The sequence below is a fragment of the Cellulosimicrobium funkei genome, from assembly GCF_900155925.1.
Classification (GTDB): Bacteria; Actinomycetota; Actinomycetes; order Actinomycetales; family Cellulomonadaceae; genus Cellulosimicrobium; species Cellulosimicrobium funkei.
On record NZ_FTMI01000001.1, the window covers coordinates 643,308 to 659,079 of the forward strand.

Consider the following 15,772-nt stretch of genomic DNA (forward strand, 5'->3'; position numbering starts at 1 on the left):
TTGACGTCACGTCAAGGTCAACTGCTTCGGGCTCTCGGTGTTCTCGATGTTGCTCGCGGGGCCGGTCTCGGGGGCGTCCTCGGTCGCGCTCCCGGGGACGGTCGCGTGCACCACGTGGTGCCACCCGGCGTCGCGCGACGTCGCGGCGAGGAAGCACGCCCGGACGAACGCCACCTGGAGGAACAGGTCGTAGAGGAGCTCGGGCAGCACGAGCACGGCGAGCAGCCGACCCCGGGGCCCGTTCCGCCACACCGTGACCAGCCGTTCGAGCACGAGGACCCCGCCTACGGCGAGCCACGCCGGGACCACCCGGAACGTGCCCGCGACGACGGTCAGCGCCGTGAGCACGAGGAGGCTCGCGAGCATGAGCGTGCTCAGCACGAGCATCGCCTGCTGCCCGACGTACCGGGCGGTGACCCGCGTGAACCCGTACGCGCGCAGGTTGTCGAGCATCCCCTTGTACCAGCGCACGCGCTGGCGGTGCAGGTCGCGGCACGTCGGCATGAGCTCCGTCGTACAGGACATCCGCACCGGCGACGCGAGCTCGTAGCCGAGCGTGCGCAGCGCGAGGGTGAGCTCGGAGTCCTCGGTGATGGCGCCGACGTCGTACACGTCGCCGCGCCGCCCCGGGAGCCGGTCCCCGCGCGCGGCGGCGACCGCCCGCAGCGCCTCGGTCCGCACGAGCGCGGCCGTGCCCGTGAGGACGGACGTCCGCCCGGTCACGTCGATCTGCACGCCGTACCGCTCGTACTCGTCGGACTGGAGCTGCTCCAGCACCGAGCGCGGCGGTGTGCCGCGGAAGACGCCACCGACCGCGCCGAGCTCCGGGCGCGCGTCGAGCAGGGCGAGGCCGTCCTCGACGAACGTCGGGGCGATGGTCGTGTCCGCGTCGAGCACGAGGACGTTCTCCGCCTCCACCCCGCGCAGCGCCTGGTTCAGCGCCCCGGCCTTGCGTCCGGTGTTGCCGACCGTCTCGACGACGTCGGCGCCCAGGCGGCGCGCGGTCTCGACCGTCGCGTCGGTGCTGCGGTCGGACACGACGACGACCCGGTCGACCGGACGCGTCTGCGCCCGGACCGACGCGAGCGTCGTCGGCAGGGCCGCGGCCTCGTCGTGCGCCGGGACCACGACCACCACCCGTGGGAGCGTCGCCGCGCTCATCGGTGCTCCGCGAGCCGCTTGCGCAGGACGCGCGCCGTCATGACGAGCGCGAGCCCCGCCACGACGAGCGTCCAGGCTCCCACCACGTAGAAGCCCGCGATCGCTCCCGTCGTCGCGAGCACGGTCCCTGCCTGAGTCGTACCGAGCTGGTACACGATCCACCTCCTGTCGTCGTCGGTGGTTCCACCGTCCGTCGCACGGGCCGGTACCCATCCGGGCTCCGGCCGCGGTGGAGCACCGCCCGGGACGCCGGGTGAGTACGCGGGGCCCGCGGAGGAGCGCCCGGCGCTCAGGCGGTGGGTACACGACGACGCCCGGCCCCCGCGGCGTGCGGGACCGGGCGTCGGAGGTGGCGTGTCAGGCGGTCGGTGCCGTCCCGCCGTCGGACGGGGCGGAGCCGGGGCCGGGGCCGGGGCCAGGGCCGTCGGACGGTGCCGGCGAGGGCGCCGAGGTCTCCTGCGACGGGGCGGCGCGGCGCCGTCCGAGGACGAACCCGACCGCCCCGCCCACCAGCAGGGCTCCGGCTCCCGCGAGGAGCGCCGCGGCACCCGGCGGGTACGCGCCCACGGGGACGAACGTCGTCCCGGAGACCGGCGCGTACGCGAACCAGCCGAACGACGTCGGGCGGCTCGCGACCCAGAGCGCGGCGAGCAGCAGTCCCACCCCCAGCACGACGAGCGCCACCAGGACGACGGCGGCGCCGCGCGGACGGACCGGACGGGGCGCGGGCTGCTCGCGGGCGGTCACGTCCGCCATCGTCCCGGGCGGCGGCCCCCGCGGCAACCGACCGCGGCGCTACTCCCCCACGGTCCCGTCGATCGCCTCGCGCAGCAGGTCGGCGTGACCGTTGTGCCGCGCGTACTCCTCGACCAGGTGCACGAGGATCCAGCGCAGCGTCCAGCGCTCGCCCGTGTGCCGGTCGGCGCGAGCGCTCAGCCGGTCGAGCCCGCCGTCCGCGAGCGCCGCGTCGAGCACCGCGTCCGACGCCGCGACCGCACGGTCGAACAGCATGCGCAGCTCCTCCGGCGAGTCGCCCGCCGCGGAGGTCCAGTCCCAGTCGCGGTCGTCGGCCCAGTCCGCCGTGTCGAACGGGGGCATGAGCTCCTCGCCGCGGAACACCTGCGAGAACCACTGCGACTCGACGAACGCGAGGTGCTTGAGCAGCCCGCCCAGCGTCATCGACGACGGCCGCAGCCGGTGCGCGAGCTCCGCGGCGTCGAGCCCGGCCGTCTTCCAGCGGAGCGTGTCGCGGTGGAAGTCGAGGAAGCCGCGCAGCGTGGTCACCTCGTCGGCGGCGACGGGCGGGTCGGTGCGGTGGTCGGTCACGGCGCCACCCTAGCGACCGCGCCGGTGCGACCGCTCAGGGCAGGTCGGCCTCCCACGCGAGCCACTTCCGCCGCACCGCCGCCTCGACGTCGACACCCTGGGAGCGCGCGAGCAGGAGCAGGTGCGCCAGGACGTCGGCGACCTCGTCCGCGAGCGGCGAGGCTCCGCCGTCGGGCCCGGGCGTCCCTGCCCCTCCGCGCGGGCGGGTGCGCCCCGTCGCGGCGAGGAACGCCTGGGTCAGCTCGCCGACCTCCTCGGTGAGCTTGAGCATGAACCAGTCCGGGTCGCGGTCGACGCCGAACTTGCGCGCGTACAGCGCCGACACCGCCTCGACGCGCTCGCCGAGCGCGGGCAGGGTGAGGGGCGCGTCGTCGTCCATCGCGCCAGTGAACCACCTGGCACCTCCGACCGTTCGGCACCCACGGTCCGCGTTCGGCAGCACGAGGTGCCGAACCCCGCACGACCTGCCGAACAGCGGACCTACCGCACGACGAGCGCGACGACGAGCAGCAGCACCGTCGCGACGATCTCCCCGATCCCGACGGCCCGCGGGCTCAGCCGTCGGCCCGGCAGCACCGCCGCCCGGGCGGTCGCGGCCGCGAGGAACGCCGTCGCCCACCACCACGCGGGGTCGTGCACGACGGCGACGACGCCCGCCGCGACGGTGACCGCCGCGTGGTACGCGACCGAGGCGACGACGTACGACCGCACGCCGCGCTCGCGGATCATCGTCTTGACGTAGATCACCGTGCCGAACAGGTACGCGAGGAGCAGCGCGGCGACCAGCCAGACGACGGCCGGGACGGCGAGCACGGACGCACCCGCGGGCCGGCACGCTGCGTAGGCGACGACCGTCATGAGCGACGCCGCGACCGTCAGGGCGCCGCCCGCGGCGACGGACCGCTCGGTGCGTCGCGCCGACGCCCACAGCCCGAGCGCGAGGAACGGCACGAACGCGGGCGCCCAGGCCGCGAGCGCCGGGTCGAGCGCGAGCACGACCGTCCCGAGCACGGCCGCAGCCGCGCCGTACGTGAGCATCGGGCGCCGGTAGCGCGGTCGGCGGCGGGACTTCAGCCACAGCCCGGCCGCGGAGTAGGCGAGGTACCCGATGAGCCAGAGCGCGCCGAGCGCGAGGGTCACCGGACGGAGCCCGGCGTCCTGCACGCCGCGCACCGTGCCGACCACGAACGGCAGCAGGAGCATGGGCCACGCGCCGTGCTGGTTCGGCACCCAGCCGGGCGGACGTCGGGCCACCTCACGAGGCTAGCGCCGCAGGGGCCGGCTCCGGCCGCGCGGAGTCCCCCGTGCGCGCGGCCGCACGTCCCGGCCGCGCGGGACCTTCGCCCTGACCTTCGACGGCGTCCCGCGGCGCGCCGTCGTCCGTCGTCACGCGCGGTCGTCGGACTAGATATGGTGGCGCAGCCGTGATTCACACCCCACATGTTGGGGTACGGTCCGTCGCGCAACCTCTGCGTGCCGGCGAGAACCCGGTGGGCAGAGGGGACGAGCGATGACCGCCATCGAGCTCGACCAAGCAGCACCGCACCGCACGACCGCCACGCTGGAGGTCCTCAAGCGCGACGGCCGGCGACGGCCGTTCGACGACGCCCGCATCCGCGCCGCCGTGACGAAGGCGTTCGCGGAGGTGCACGGCGACCTCACGGCGACGCACCGCCGCCGCGTGGCGGAGGTCGTCGACCAGGTCGACGCGGAGATCGCCGCGCGGTTCGACGCGACCGTGAAGATCTACGAGATCCAGGGCGTCGTCGAGCACGTGCTCCTCGAGTCGCACGAGTACGACGTCGCACGCGCCTACATCGACTACCGCGTGCAGCGTGACTTCGCGCGCAGCCGGGCGACGGACCTCAACCACTCGATCGTGCGGCTGCTCGACAAGGACTCGACGGTCGTCAACGAGAACGCGAACAAGGACAGCGAGGTCTTCAACACCCAGCGCGACCTCACGGCCGGGACGGTGGGCAAGGCGATCGGGCTGCGGATGCTGCCGCCGCACGTCGCGAACGCGCACCAGAAGGGCGACCTGCACTACCACGACCTCGACTACCACCCCTACGCGCCCATGACGAACTGCTGCCTCATCGACTTCCGGTCGATGCTGTCGAGCGGCTTCCGGATCGGGAACGCGCAGGTCGAGCCGCCCCGTTCGATCCAGACCGCGACGGCGCAGATCAGCCAGATCATCGCGAACGTGTCCTCCAGCCAGTACGGCGGGTGCTCGGTCAACCGCATCGACGAGCTCCTCGCCCCGTACGCCGAGCGCAACCTGGAGAAGCACCTCGCGGACGCGCGCCGCTGGATCGCCGACGCCTCTGCGCACGAGGAGTACGCGCGCGAGAAGACGCGCAAGGACATCTACGACGCGATGCAGTCGCTGGAGTACGAGATCAACACCCTGTTCACGTCGAACGGGCAGACGCCGTTCACGTCGGTCGGGTTCGGGCTCGGCACGGGGTGGCTGGAGCGCGAGATCCAGCGCGCGATCCTCCAGATCCGCATCCGCGGCCTCGGCAGCGAGGGCCGCACCGCGATCTTCCCCAAGCTCATCTTCACGCTGCGCCGGGGGCTGAACCTCGACCCCGGCGACCCCAACCACGACCTCAAGCAGCTCGCCGTCGAGTGCGCGACGAAGCGCATGTACCCGGACGTGCTGTCGTACGACAAGATCGTCGAGCTCACGGGGTCGTTCAAGGTCCCGATGGGCTGCCGGTCGTTCCTCCAGGGGTGGCAGGACGAGCACGGCCGGGACGTCTCGGAGGGGCGCATGAACCTGGGCGTCGTGACGCTCAACCTGCCGCGCATCGCGCTCGAGGCCGACGGCGACCTCGACACGTTCTGGCGCCTGCTCGACGAGCGCCTGGAGACCGTGCACGACGCACTGGTCTTCCGCATCGAGCGCTGCAAGGAGGCGACGCCGGGCAACGCGCCGATCCTCTACGTCCACGGGGCGTTCGGGGAGCGCCTCGCTCCCGGCGACGACGTCGACCGGCTCTTCCGCGACGGCCGCGCCACGGTGTCGCTCGGGTACATCGGGCTGTACGAGGTCGCCGCCGCGTTCTTCGGCGGTGCCTGGGAGCACGACCCGCGGGCCAAGGAGCTCACGCTCGACGTGCTGCGGTCCCTGCACGCGCACGCCGCCGGGTGGACGGCGCGGCTCGGCTACCGGATCAGCGTCTACGCGACGCCGAGCGAGAGCCTGACCGACCGGTTCTGCCGCCTCGACCGGGAGCGGTTCGGCGCGGTGCCCGACATCACCGACAAGGACTACTACACGAACAGCTTCCACTACGACGTCCGCAAGAGCCCGACGCCCTTCGAGAAGCTCGACTTCGAGGCCGAGTACGCGCGGTACACGTCGGGCGGGTTCATCCACTACTGCGAGTACCCCGTGCTCCAGCAGAACCCGCGGGCGCTGGAGGCCGTCTGGGACTACGCGTACGACCGCGTGGGCTACCTCGGGACGAACACGCCCATCGACCGCTGCTACGCGTGCGGGTTCACGGGCGACTTCGACCCGACCGCGCGCGGCTTCGCGTGCCCGTCCTGCGGCAACGCCGACCCGCGCACGTGCGACGTCGTGAAGCGCACGTGCGGGTACCTCGGCAACCCGCAGCAGCGCCCCATGGTGCACGGCCGCCACGCGGAGATCTCCGCGCGTGTGAAGCACCTGCCGGACCCGGCGTCGGCGTGACCGTGGCGCGCACCCCCGGCCCCGGCTGGCGCTCGGACCGCGTCAGCCAGGGGTACGTCGCGGACTACAAGCCGTTCGTCATGGTCGACGGCGAGGGCGTGCGCTGCTCGTTGTACGTGAGCGGGTGCCTCTTCGCGTGCGAGGGCTGCTTCAACGAGGCCGCGTGGAGCTTCCGCTACGGGCGCCCGTACGACGACTCCCTGGAGGACCGCGTCCTCGCCGACCTCGCGCACCCCGCCGTGCAGGGCCTGTCCCTGCTCGGCGGGGAGCCGTTCCTCAACACGGGCGTGTGCCTGCGGCTCGTGCGCCGCCTGCGCGCCGAGCACGGCGACCGCCGGGACGTGTGGTGCTGGACGGGCTACACGTTCGAGGAGCTGCGCGCGGGGACCGCGGACCAGCGCGCGCTCCTCGCCGAGGTCGACGTGCTGGTCGACGGTCGGTTCGAGCTCGCGCGCCGCGACCTCACGCTCGCGTTCCGCGGCAGCACCAACCAGCGCGTGCTCGACGCGCGGGCCTCGCTCGCGACGGGGCGCGCCGTCCCGTGGGCGTCGGACCGCGCGACGACGAGCGCCTGACGACGGCAGCCCCGGGGCCGCCGGGATCACCGGGAAGCGCGGCGCCGGGGAGCGGGGTCGGGCTCGGCCGGGCGGCGGATGCTCCCGATCATCTCCCACGTCGCCGTCGTCATCCGGAAGGTTCCCCAGAGGAAGAGGACGAACCCGCAGAAGTAGAGGGCGGTGAGCGCGCCGCGCGGGACAGGTGTGGTGACGTCGGGAGCGTCCGGGGCGACGACGACGGCGGTGAGGAAGGAACCCACGGCGGCGGCACTGAAGAAGATCACGCAGGCGATCACCGCGAGCACGAGCCCGGAGACCGCCTTCTTCGCCGGCGTGGTCCACGACATGTCGTCCTCCTGGTGGTCGGTTGCGCTCGACGATCTCATGGACGACCCCCGCCCACCACGACCCGTGCGGCGTCCGGCCCGGCGTCGGTCGCCGCCCGTCAGGAGAGCGGACGATCGGGTACGTCTCCCGGACGATCGGGCACCCGCGGGCCGACGTCCGCGAGGAGGCTGGGCACGGCTGCTGCTCGACCGCCCCTCCCCCGCCCCCGCACCACCCGCCCGAGAGGAGACGACCCGTGCCGTCGTCCCGGCCCCACGCCGCCCCGGCCTCGCGCCACGCCGTCGCCGTCCGTCACGTGCACTTCGAGGACCTCGGGGTGCTCGCCCCGCTGCTCGAACGGCGCGGCTACCGGGTCTCGTACGTCGAGGCCCCGAGCGACCCCCTGCCCGTCGGGTCGCTCGACGACGCGGACCTCGTCGTCGTCCTCGGCGGCCCCGTCGGCATCGGCGACGCACCCGGCTACCCGTTCCTCTCCCGCGAGATCGCCGCCGTGCAGGCGCGTCTCGCGACCGGCCGCCCGACGCTCGGCGTCTGCCTCGGCGCGCAGTTCCTCGCCGCGGCGCTCGCCGCCGACGTCGCACCCACCGGGCGCACGGAGATCGGCTACGCACCGCTCGACCTCACCGACGACGGGCAGCGGTCCGTGCTGGCGCCCCTCGCGGGCGTCCCCGTCCTGCACTGGCACGGTGACGCCTTCGCGATACCGCAGGGCGCGAGGCGGCTGGCCGCGACGCCGGGGTTCCCCAACCAGGCCTTCTCCCACGGCCGCTCGACCCTCGGCCTCCAGTTCCACGTCGAGGCCGACCCTGCGCGGATCGAGCAGTGGCTCGTGGGCCACGCCCACGAGCTCGCCGGCGCGGGGATCGACCCGCGAGCGCTCCGCGAGGACGCCCGCCGGCACGGTGCGGCGCTCACGGCGGCGGCCACCGCCGTCCTCACGTCGTGGTTGGACGAGGTGGAGGACGACCGGTGAGGCGTCAGACGGTCTTGCGGGTACGGCGGATGCCGACCCACAGCCCGACGGCGCACGTCACCGCCGCGGCGACGAAGCCCCACAGCACGTCGGGGTCGGCGAACGACCCGGCGAGCAGCGCGCGCTCCGCGTCGACGATGTAGGTCAGCGGGTTGAAGAGCGCCGCGGTGCGCATCCACGCCGGTCCGGCCTCGAGCGGCAGCATCATGCCGGAGAGGATGAGCAGCGGGAACAGCAGCGACTGCTGCACTCCCCAGAACAGCCACTCGCGGTTCTTCGCGGCGAGCGCGAGCGCGATCGACAGCGCGCCCACCCCGATGCCGAACAGCCCGAGCAGCAGCAGCCCGACGAGCAGGTGCAGCGGGTAGAGCGTGAAGCCGAACGGCACGCACACGAGCGCGATGAGCAGCCCCTGCACGACGAGCGGCGCGAACTCCTTGAGCGAGCGCCCGACGAGGATCGCGGAGCGGTCGAGCGGCGTCGCGAGCACGCGCTCGTAGGAGCCGGTCATCATCTCGTAGAGCAGGTTCGACCCGCTCATGGACGTGCCGAACAGCGAGATCATGACGATCACGCCCGGGACGAACCACTGCAGCGTCTCGGCCGTCGACCCGCCGCCCCCGGGCGCGCCGCCACCGAACCCGCCGACCGCGCCCGTGAGGAGCGGGCCGAAGAGACCGAGGAAGATCAGCGGCTGCAGCAGCGAGAAGATCAGCGTGAACGGGTCGCGCAGCACGAGCAGGATCTCGCGCGTGAAGACGGCCCACGTGTCCCCGACGAACTTCGCGACGCCGGTCCGCATCGACGTGTCGGCACCGGCGGCCGGTGCCCCGACGCGCGCGCCCGCCAGGTCGGTCCGCGTGCTCATGCGGCCTCCTCTCGCAGGCTGCGGCCGGTGAGGTTGAGGAAGACGTCGTCGAGGCTCGCCTGCTTGAGCTCCGCCGAGCGCACGGCCAGCCCCGCGACGCGCAGCGCCTCGATGGCCTCCGGGAGACGGTCGGCGCCGTGCGTCGTCGAGATGCGGACCGTCACGACGCCGTCCGGGCCGTTCGTGGTCGCGACCTCGCCCGCGTCCTCGGCGAGGGACGCGCGGACGCGGCCGACGACGTCGGGCACCGTTCCCGGCGACGCCTCTCCCCGGGCGCCGCCACCGGGCGCCGGGACCACGGCGAGCGTGATGACGTCGTCCGCGTGGTCGTGCTTGAGGGAGTCCGGGGTGGCGTCGGCGATGATCTCCCCGTGGTCGATGACGACGACGCGCTCCGCCATGCTGTCAGCCTCGTCGAGGTAGTGGGTCGTGAGCACGATCGTCATGCCGTAGCGCTCGCGCATCGCCGCGATGTGCTCCCAGAGGTTCGCGCGGGCGTGGGGGTCGAGGCCCGTGGTCGGCTCGTCGAGGAAGAGCAGCGGCGGGTGGTTCATCAGCCCCAGCGCGACGTCGAGGCGACGGCGCTGGCCGCCGGACAGCGACTGGACGGTCCGCTTCTCGAGCCCGCCGAGGTCGAGGGCGTCGAGGAGCTCGGCGGCGCGCCGCGTGTACTCGGTGGGCGCCAGCCCGTAGAAGCGGCCCTGGTTGTGGAGCTCGTCGAGCACGCGGTAGGAGAACCCGCCGCCGTTGCCCTGGCCGATGAAGCCGATGCGCGAGCGGACCCGCGCCGGGTCGCGCGCGACGTCGTACCCGGCGACCTCCGCGGTCCCGGCGGTCGGTGCGAGGAGGCTCGTCAGCATCCTCAAGGTCGTGGACTTGCCGGCCCCGTTCGGGCCGAGGAAGGCGACGAGTTCGCCCTCCCGGACGTCGACGTCGATGCCCTTGACGGCCTCGACGGTCTCTTTCTTGCGGTGGAAGGTCTTGGTCAGGCCGCGGGCTCGGATCACCGGAGCCACCCTCTCGTACGCCGTACTGAAATGGAGCGACCACGCTAGCATACGGTGTACGGGAAAAGGCAAGCCTTCGGCGCGCGACGGCGCCGAAGGCGAGATCCCGCGGGAAGTCGGGGAGGATACGGACGTGACGACCGACCCGACCGACGCCCGCGCGGCCGACCGTGCGCCGTCGGCCACCGCGCCGACCCCGCCCGCGACCCCGGACCCCGAGGGTTCCGAGCGTCCGCGCGGCGTCGCGGCCGCCGCGGACGCCGGGGTCGCCTCCGCGGTGCAGGCGGCCGAGCACGCGCGCGCCCAGTTCACCGAGATCGTCCGCACCCCCGAGATCACGCGCCGCCTCGCGCTCCTGTGGGACCCGCCTGCCCCCGCGACTCGCGGCCGCAAGCCGCGCCTCACGCTCGACGACGTCGTGCGGGCGGGGATCGCCGTCGCGCAGGAGGGCGGGCTCGACGCGCTGTCCATGCGCCGCGTCGCGACCGAGCTCGGCGTCGGGGCGATGTCGCTCTACACCTACGTGCCCGGCCGCACCGAGCTCGTCGACCTCATGATCGACCGCGCGTACGCCGAGCTCGACCTCCCCGCCGCGGGAGCCCCGTGGCGGCCCGCGCTCGCGCAGTACGCGCACGAGCTGTGGAACCTCTACCTGCGCCACCCGTGGATCCTCCAGACCAACATGTGGCGCGCCCCGCTCGCGCCGCACGTGCTCGACGCCCAGGAGGCCGGGCTGCGGACCATCGTCGACACCGGTCTCTCCGAGCTCCAGGTCGTCGACACGCTCGGCCTCGTCGACAACTACGTCCAGGGCCTCGCGCGCGCCACGATCGCCGAGCGGACCGAGCGCGACGCGACCGGCGTGGGCAACGACGAGTACTGGACGACCCTCGGCAGCTTCTGGGAGGACTGGTTCGACGTCGAGCGCTACCCCGTCATGACGCGCGTCTACGTCGCGGGCGGCTTCGACGCGCCGCAGGGGCCCTTCGACGCGAGCCTCGACCGTCTGCTCGACGCCGTCGAGCTGGCCATCGACAGCGCGAGCGCCGACCGGTCCGACGACCCCGCGGCCGCGCCGGAGGACCCCCACCCCGCAGGCTAGGGAGGTCGTGCCGAAGGTCCCGCGCCACGACGTCCGTCCCGGCTGACGTGCGGGCGCCACCCCTGGCAGGATCGACCCATGGATCCCCGCGCCGGCATGCCCGCCCAGCCCAGCGACCTCATCGACGTCGACGCCGTGGTCGGCGCCTACTACGACCTCGCGCCCGACGTCGACGACCCCGCCCAGAAGGTCGTGTTCGGCACGTCGGGCCACCGGGGGTCGAGCCTGGATCACGCGTTCAACGAGGCGCACATCATCGCGATCACGGCCGCGATCGTCGAGTACCGGCGCTCGCAGGGCACCGACGGGCCGCTGTTCATCGGGCGCGACACGCACGCGCTGTCGCTCCCGGCGTGGCAGACCGCACTTGAGGTCCTCGTCGCGGCGGGCGTCCAGACGTACGTCGACGCGCGCGACTCGTTCACCCCGACCCCCGCCGTCTCGCAGTCGATCCTCCTGCACAACGAGGCGACGACGGTCGACGGCGTCCGCACCACCGGCCCCGGCCTCGCCGACGGGATCGTCGTCACGCCCTCGCACAACCCCCCGCGCGACGGCGGCTTCAAGTACAACCCGCCGCACGGCGGCCCCGCCGGGTCCGAGGCGACCGGCTGGATCGCGGACCGCGCGAACGAGATCCTGCGCACCGGCGTCGGCAGCGTGCCGCGCGTGCCGCTGACCCAGGCGCTCACGTCCGAGCACGTGCACAAGCACGACTTTCTCACCACGTACGTCGACGACCTGGCGAACGTCCTCGACCTCGACGTGATCCGCGACTCCGGCGTGCGGATCGGCGCCGACCCGCTGGGCGGCGCGTCGGTCGAGTACTGGGGCGAGATCGGCGAGCGGTACGGGCTCGACCTCACGGTCGTCAACCCGCAGGTCGACCCTCGCTGGGCGTTCATGACGCTCGACTGGGACGGCAAGATCCGCATGGACTGCTCCTCGCCGTACGCGATGGCGTCCCTCGTCGCGGGCATGACCGGGGAGTCCGGGAACGCCGAGGGTGGCGCACCGTTCGACGTCGCCACCGGGAACGACGCCGACTCCGACCGCCACGGGATCGTCACGCCCGACGCCGGGCTCATGAACCCCAACCACTACCTGGCCGTCGCGATCCAGTACCTCTACGGCGGCGCGCGCGAGGGCTGGCGCGACGACGCCGCGATCGGCAAGACGCTCGTGTCGTCCGCGCTCATCGACCGCGTCGCGGGCGGGCTCGGCCGTCGGCTCGTCGAGGTCCCCGTCGGGTTCAAGTGGTTCGTGCCCGGCCTGCTCGACGGCTCGGTCGGGTTCGGCGGCGAGGAGTCCGCGGGGGCGTCGTTCCTCCGCAAGGACGGCCGCGTCTGGTCCACGGACAAGGACGGCCTGCTCCTCGCGCTGCTCGCGTCGGAGATCATCGCGACGACGGGCCGTACGCCGTCCGAGCACCACCGCGACCTCGTCGAGCGCTACGGCGAGTCCTGGTACGCGCGCGTCGACGCGCCGGCGACCCTCGAGGAGAAGGCGACGCTCGGCAAGCTCTCGCCCGAGCAGGTCACCGCGACCGAGCTCGCGGGCGAGCCGATCACCGCGAAGCTCACGAACGCCCCCGGCAACGACGCCCCGATCGGCGGGCTCAAGGTGACGACCGAGAACGCGTGGTTCGCGGCCCGGCCGTCGGGCACGGAGAACGTCTACAAGATCTACGCCGAGTCGTTCGTCTCCGCCGAGCACCTGACCCAGGTCCAGGCCGAGGCGAAGGACGTCGTCTCCGCGGCCCTCGGGAGCTGACGACCCCGCCGAGGTAGAGGCGTGGTCACCACCACGCCTCTACCTCGCGGGACCGGGGCTCTACCTCGCGGGACCTCGCCTCTACCTCGCGGGACCAGGGCTCTCCCTCGCGAGAGGGGCTACGTCGTCCGACGGCGCTCGCGGGCGTCCCACGTGTCCGTCGCGACGCGCTGGGCGTCGCGGAGCGCGCGGGCCGGGTCGACGCCCTTCGGGCAGACCTGCGTGCACGCCCCGACCTGGATGCACGGCCAGGCGCCGAACTCGGTGTCGAGGACGTCGGCGCGGTCGAGCTCGCCCGCGTCGCGCGAGTCCTCGTCCCAGCGGCGCGCCGTCGCGACGACGGCCGGGCCGAGGAAGTCGGGCGCGACGTCGAGCTGCGGGCACGCCGCGTAGCAGAGCATGCAGTCGATGCACTCGGCGAAGCCCTTGAAGGCGGCGAGCTCGCCCGGCGTCTGCCGGTGGCCCGACGCCGGCCCGACCGCCCGCAGCACGTCGCCACCGTCCGGCGTCGGCGAGCCGTCGACGTCCTCGCCCACCTCGCCCCCGGCGCCGGCCCCCGCCCCGGCGCCGGCTTCAGCCCCGACCCCCGCTGCGGGCGGGTCGACGAGCGGGAGGCGCGTGGCGCCGTCGGGCACGAGCCAGGGCTGCACGGTGGCGAGCTTGCCGAGGAACGTGTCGGTGTCGACGACGAGGTCGCGGAGCACCTCGGCGTGCGCGAGCGGCTCGACGACGAGGCCGGACGTGCGGTAGCCGCGCACGAACGTCTCGCACCCGAGCACCGGGCGTCCGTTGACCATGACGCCGCAGCTCCCGCAGACCGCCATCTTGCACGACCACCGGAACGTCAGCGTGGGGTCGGCGTGGTCCTTGACCCACTGGAGCGCGTCGAGCACGGACGTGCGGTCGTCGTAGGGCACGTCGAACACGTCCCGCCCGCCGGTGCTCGCGCCGTCGGGCGACGTGCGCGCGACCTCCAGCCGCACCGTCTGCTCGCTCACGCGCCCTCTCCCTCCTTCGCCGAGAACGACGTTGTCGTCGTCTCCGGACCCTTCCCGACGGCAACCCCGTGCTCGGCGGGGGTCCCGGCACCCACCGGGACGTGCGCCACCTCGATGGTGCCGCCCGCGCCGAGGCGGACCTCGGAGTGGCGCGCCACCGCGTCCGGCGCCGGGAAGTCCAGCCGCTGGTGGGCGCCGCGCGACTCCTCCCGCGCGAGCGCGGCGGCGACGGTCGCGTGCGCGACGAGCAGCGTCGCGCCGAGCTCGACGGTCGTCGCCCAGTCGGTGTTGAGCACGGCGCTCGTGTCGGCGACGCGCACGTCGTCGTACCGGGCCCGCAGGTCCTCGACGGCCCCGAGCGCCCGCCGCAGGCCGTCGGCGTCGCGGTAGATCCCGGCGTCGGCGTCGAGGACGCGCCCGAGCTCGGCCCGGATCGCGGCGGGCGGCTCGGTCCCCCGGCCGCGCATCGCGAGGTAGCCGTCGGCGATCTCGGCGGCCCGGTCCACGACGGCGGGACCCGTCGGGAGGGCCGAGGGCCCGCCGTCGGCCCCGGGCGGGCCCATCTCCCGCGACCACACGAGCGCCGCCTCGCCCGCCGCGCGCCCGACGACGAGCGTCTCGACGAGCGAGTTGGACCCGAGCCGGTTGGCGCCGTGCAGGCCGGTGGAGGCGCACTCCCCCGCGGCGAACAGCCCGGCGACGCCGGTCGTGCCGCGCGCGTCGGTACGGATGCCGCCCATCGTGTAGTGCGCCGTCGGGCGGACGGGGACGGGCTCGGCCGCCGGGTCGACGCCCGCGAACTGCTTGGCCAGGCCGGTCACGAGCGGCAGCCGCTCGGCGAGCCGCTCCTTGCCGAGGTGCCGCAGGTCGAGCAGGACGACGCCGCCGTCGGGCGTGGGGATCGTGCGGCCGTCGCGGTCGGCGTGCCAGAACGCTTGCGACAGGCGGTCGCGCGGCCCGAGCTCCATGGTGCGCGGCACGGGCGCCCCGACGGGCGACTCGGGCCCGAGCCCGTAGTCGGCGAGGTAGCGGCGGCCGTCGGCGTCGAGCAGCACCCCGCCCTCGCCGCGCGCGGCCTCGGTGAGCAGGATGCCGCTGCCCGGGAGGCCGGTCGGGTGGAACTGGAGGAACTCCAGGTCGCGCAGCGGCACGCCCGCCCGCAGCGCCATCGCGGTGCCGTCGCCCGTGCAGATGCCCGCGTTCGTGCTGGTCCCCCACGCGCGCGCCGAGCCACCCGTCGCGAGGACCACGGCGGGCGCCTCCAGGAGCAGCGGCTCGCCGCGGTGCAGGTCGTGCACGACGACGCCGCGCACCCGCGCGTCCGGCCCGCCCGGGTCGTCGACCACGAGGTCGAGCACGTGGTGCTCGTCGTACCGGCGGACGGGACCGTCGGCGCCGGAGTGCCGCAGCGACGTCTGGAACAGGGTGTGCAGGAGGTGGAAGCCGGTCTTGTCGGCGGCGAACCAGGTGCGCGCGCGGCTCATGCCGCCGAACCGGCGGACGGCCACGTCGCCGGCGTCGGTGCGCGACCACGGCAGCCCCCACCGCTCGAGCCGGTAGAGCTCGCCGGCCGCGCGCTCCACGACGAACCGGACGGCGTCGTCCTCGCACAGCCCCGCGCCGCCCGCGAGCGTGTCGGCGACGTGCTGCTCGAGCGAGTCGTCGTCCCCCACGACGCCCGCCGCGCCTCCCTCGGCGGCGACCGTGTGCGAGCGCATCGGGTACACCTTCGACACGAGCGCGACCACGGGGGCGCGACCGACGTCGCGGGCCGCTGCCTCGGCGACGGCGAGCGCCGCGCTCAGCCCGGCGGCGCCGCCCCCGACCACCACCACGTCGGCGCGCTCGACGCGCAGCGCGGTCACCGGCGTCCTCGGGGCGTGCGGGAGGGGCCGGCCGGTCCGGGGCGTGCAGGGCGGAGCGGGGGGAGAGCGTGCCGAGGCATAGGGG

Annotated in this window: 16 protein-coding genes; 5 read left to right on the top strand and 11 right to left on the bottom strand. The window is 74.2% G+C overall.

Annotated elements, in window-relative coordinates; translation table 11 throughout:
* Window positions 1-6 precede the first annotated feature (6 nt).
* The 6 genes from BXA05_RS02780 to BXA05_RS02800 all read right to left on the bottom strand — a co-directional run bounded on the left by BXA05_RS02780 (window position 7) and on the right by BXA05_RS02800 (window position 3,741).
* On the bottom strand, window positions 7-1,161 hold the full coding sequence (locus BXA05_RS02780) for a glycosyltransferase family 2 protein (protein WP_076403760.1): 1,155 nt from the start codon (window positions 1,159-1,161) through the stop codon (window positions 7-9).
* Entirely contained in the window at window positions 1,158-1,316 is a 159-nt protein-coding gene (locus tag BXA05_RS19930) for a hypothetical protein (RefSeq protein WP_009861736.1), read from the bottom strand. Before BXA05_RS19930 ends, BXA05_RS02780 begins: the two co-directional genes overlap by 4 nt.
* 202 nt (window positions 1,317-1,518) lie before the next feature.
* Window positions 1,519-1,908, bottom strand: a complete 390-nt coding sequence (locus BXA05_RS02785) for a hypothetical protein (RefSeq protein ID WP_143311012.1) — start codon at window positions 1,906-1,908, stop codon at window positions 1,519-1,521.
* A 48-nt stretch (window positions 1,909-1,956) separates the two neighbouring features.
* A complete protein-coding gene (locus BXA05_RS02790) occupies window positions 1,957-2,487 on the bottom strand; it encodes a DinB family protein (RefSeq protein ID WP_043652923.1) in 531 nt (176 codons plus the stop codon).
* 34 nt (window positions 2,488-2,521) lie between these two features.
* Window positions 2,522-2,866 (bottom strand): MazG nucleotide pyrophosphohydrolase domain-containing protein, encoded by a 345-nt coding sequence (locus tag BXA05_RS02795; RefSeq protein WP_034655042.1) that lies wholly within the window; start codon window positions 2,864-2,866, stop codon window positions 2,522-2,524.
* A 101-nt stretch (window positions 2,867-2,967) separates the two neighbouring features.
* On the bottom strand, window positions 2,968-3,741 hold the full coding sequence (locus tag BXA05_RS02800; protein WP_143311013.1) for a YwiC-like family protein: 774 nt from the start codon (window positions 3,739-3,741) through the stop codon (window positions 2,968-2,970).
* Window positions 3,742-3,997: 256 nt separating this feature from the next.
* On the opposite strand from BXA05_RS02800, the gene nrdD reads away from it, so the two are divergent.
* Together nrdD and nrdG are read left to right on the top strand one after the other, a co-directional pair.
* Complete coding sequence (gene nrdD, locus BXA05_RS02805; protein WP_076403766.1) at window positions 3,998-6,196, top strand: anaerobic ribonucleoside-triphosphate reductase; 2,199 nt, start codon at window positions 3,998-4,000, stop codon at window positions 6,194-6,196.
* Between the two features lie 2 nt (window positions 6,197-6,198).
* Entirely contained in the window at window positions 6,199-6,771 is a 573-nt protein-coding gene (nrdG, locus tag BXA05_RS02810; protein WP_076404084.1) for an anaerobic ribonucleoside-triphosphate reductase activating protein, read from the top strand.
* 26 nt (window positions 6,772-6,797) lie between these two features.
* Here nrdG and BXA05_RS02815 read toward each other — a convergent pair whose 3' ends face one another.
* Window positions 6,798-7,100 (bottom strand): hypothetical protein, encoded by a 303-nt coding sequence (locus BXA05_RS02815; protein WP_128957638.1) that lies wholly within the window; start codon window positions 7,098-7,100, stop codon window positions 6,798-6,800.
* A 236-nt stretch (window positions 7,101-7,336) separates the two neighbouring features.
* On the opposite strand from BXA05_RS02815, the gene BXA05_RS02820 reads away from it, so the two are divergent.
* Window positions 7,337-8,074: a glutamine amidotransferase gene (locus BXA05_RS02820; protein WP_076403770.1), complete on the top strand. Its 738-nt coding sequence runs from the start codon at window positions 7,337-7,339 to the stop codon at window positions 8,072-8,074.
* Between the two features lie 4 nt (window positions 8,075-8,078).
* On the opposite strand, the gene BXA05_RS02825 is transcribed toward BXA05_RS02820, so the two are convergent.
* Window positions 8,079-8,942 carry an ABC transporter permease gene (locus BXA05_RS02825; protein ID WP_076403772.1) on the bottom strand — a complete coding sequence of 288 codons (864 nt, stop codon included), beginning with the start codon at window positions 8,940-8,942 and terminating at the stop codon, window positions 8,079-8,081.
* Window positions 8,939-9,949 carry an ABC transporter ATP-binding protein gene (locus tag BXA05_RS02830; RefSeq protein WP_076403775.1) on the bottom strand — a complete coding sequence of 337 codons (1,011 nt, stop codon included), beginning with the start codon at window positions 9,947-9,949 and terminating at the stop codon, window positions 8,939-8,941. Before BXA05_RS02830 ends, BXA05_RS02825 begins: the two co-directional genes overlap by 4 nt.
* A 133-nt stretch (window positions 9,950-10,082) precedes the next feature.
* On the opposite strand from BXA05_RS02830, the gene BXA05_RS02835 reads away from it, so the two are divergent.
* The gene (locus BXA05_RS02835) at window positions 10,083-11,051 is read left to right on the top strand and encodes a TetR/AcrR family transcriptional regulator (RefSeq protein ID WP_083711296.1); all 969 of its coding nucleotides are present in this window, start codon (window positions 10,083-10,085) and stop codon (window positions 11,049-11,051) included.
* Between the two features lie 78 nt (window positions 11,052-11,129).
* The gene (gene pgm / locus BXA05_RS02840; protein ID WP_076403777.1) at window positions 11,130-12,824 is read left to right on the top strand and encodes a phosphoglucomutase (alpha-D-glucose-1,6-bisphosphate-dependent); all 1,695 of its coding nucleotides are present in this window, start codon (window positions 11,130-11,132) and stop codon (window positions 12,822-12,824) included.
* Between the two features lie 119 nt (window positions 12,825-12,943).
* Here the strand turns inward: pgm and BXA05_RS19935 are convergent, their stop codons facing one another.
* Window positions 12,944-13,822, bottom strand: coding sequence for a succinate dehydrogenase/fumarate reductase iron-sulfur protein (locus BXA05_RS19935; protein WP_076403779.1), 879 nt, complete (start codon window positions 13,820-13,822; stop codon window positions 12,944-12,946).
* Window positions 13,819-15,687: an FAD-binding protein gene (locus BXA05_RS02850; protein WP_076403781.1), complete on the bottom strand. Its 1,869-nt coding sequence runs from the start codon at window positions 15,685-15,687 to the stop codon at window positions 13,819-13,821. Before BXA05_RS02850 ends, BXA05_RS19935 begins: the two co-directional genes overlap by 4 nt.
* Window positions 15,688-15,772: the final 85 nt, after the last annotated feature.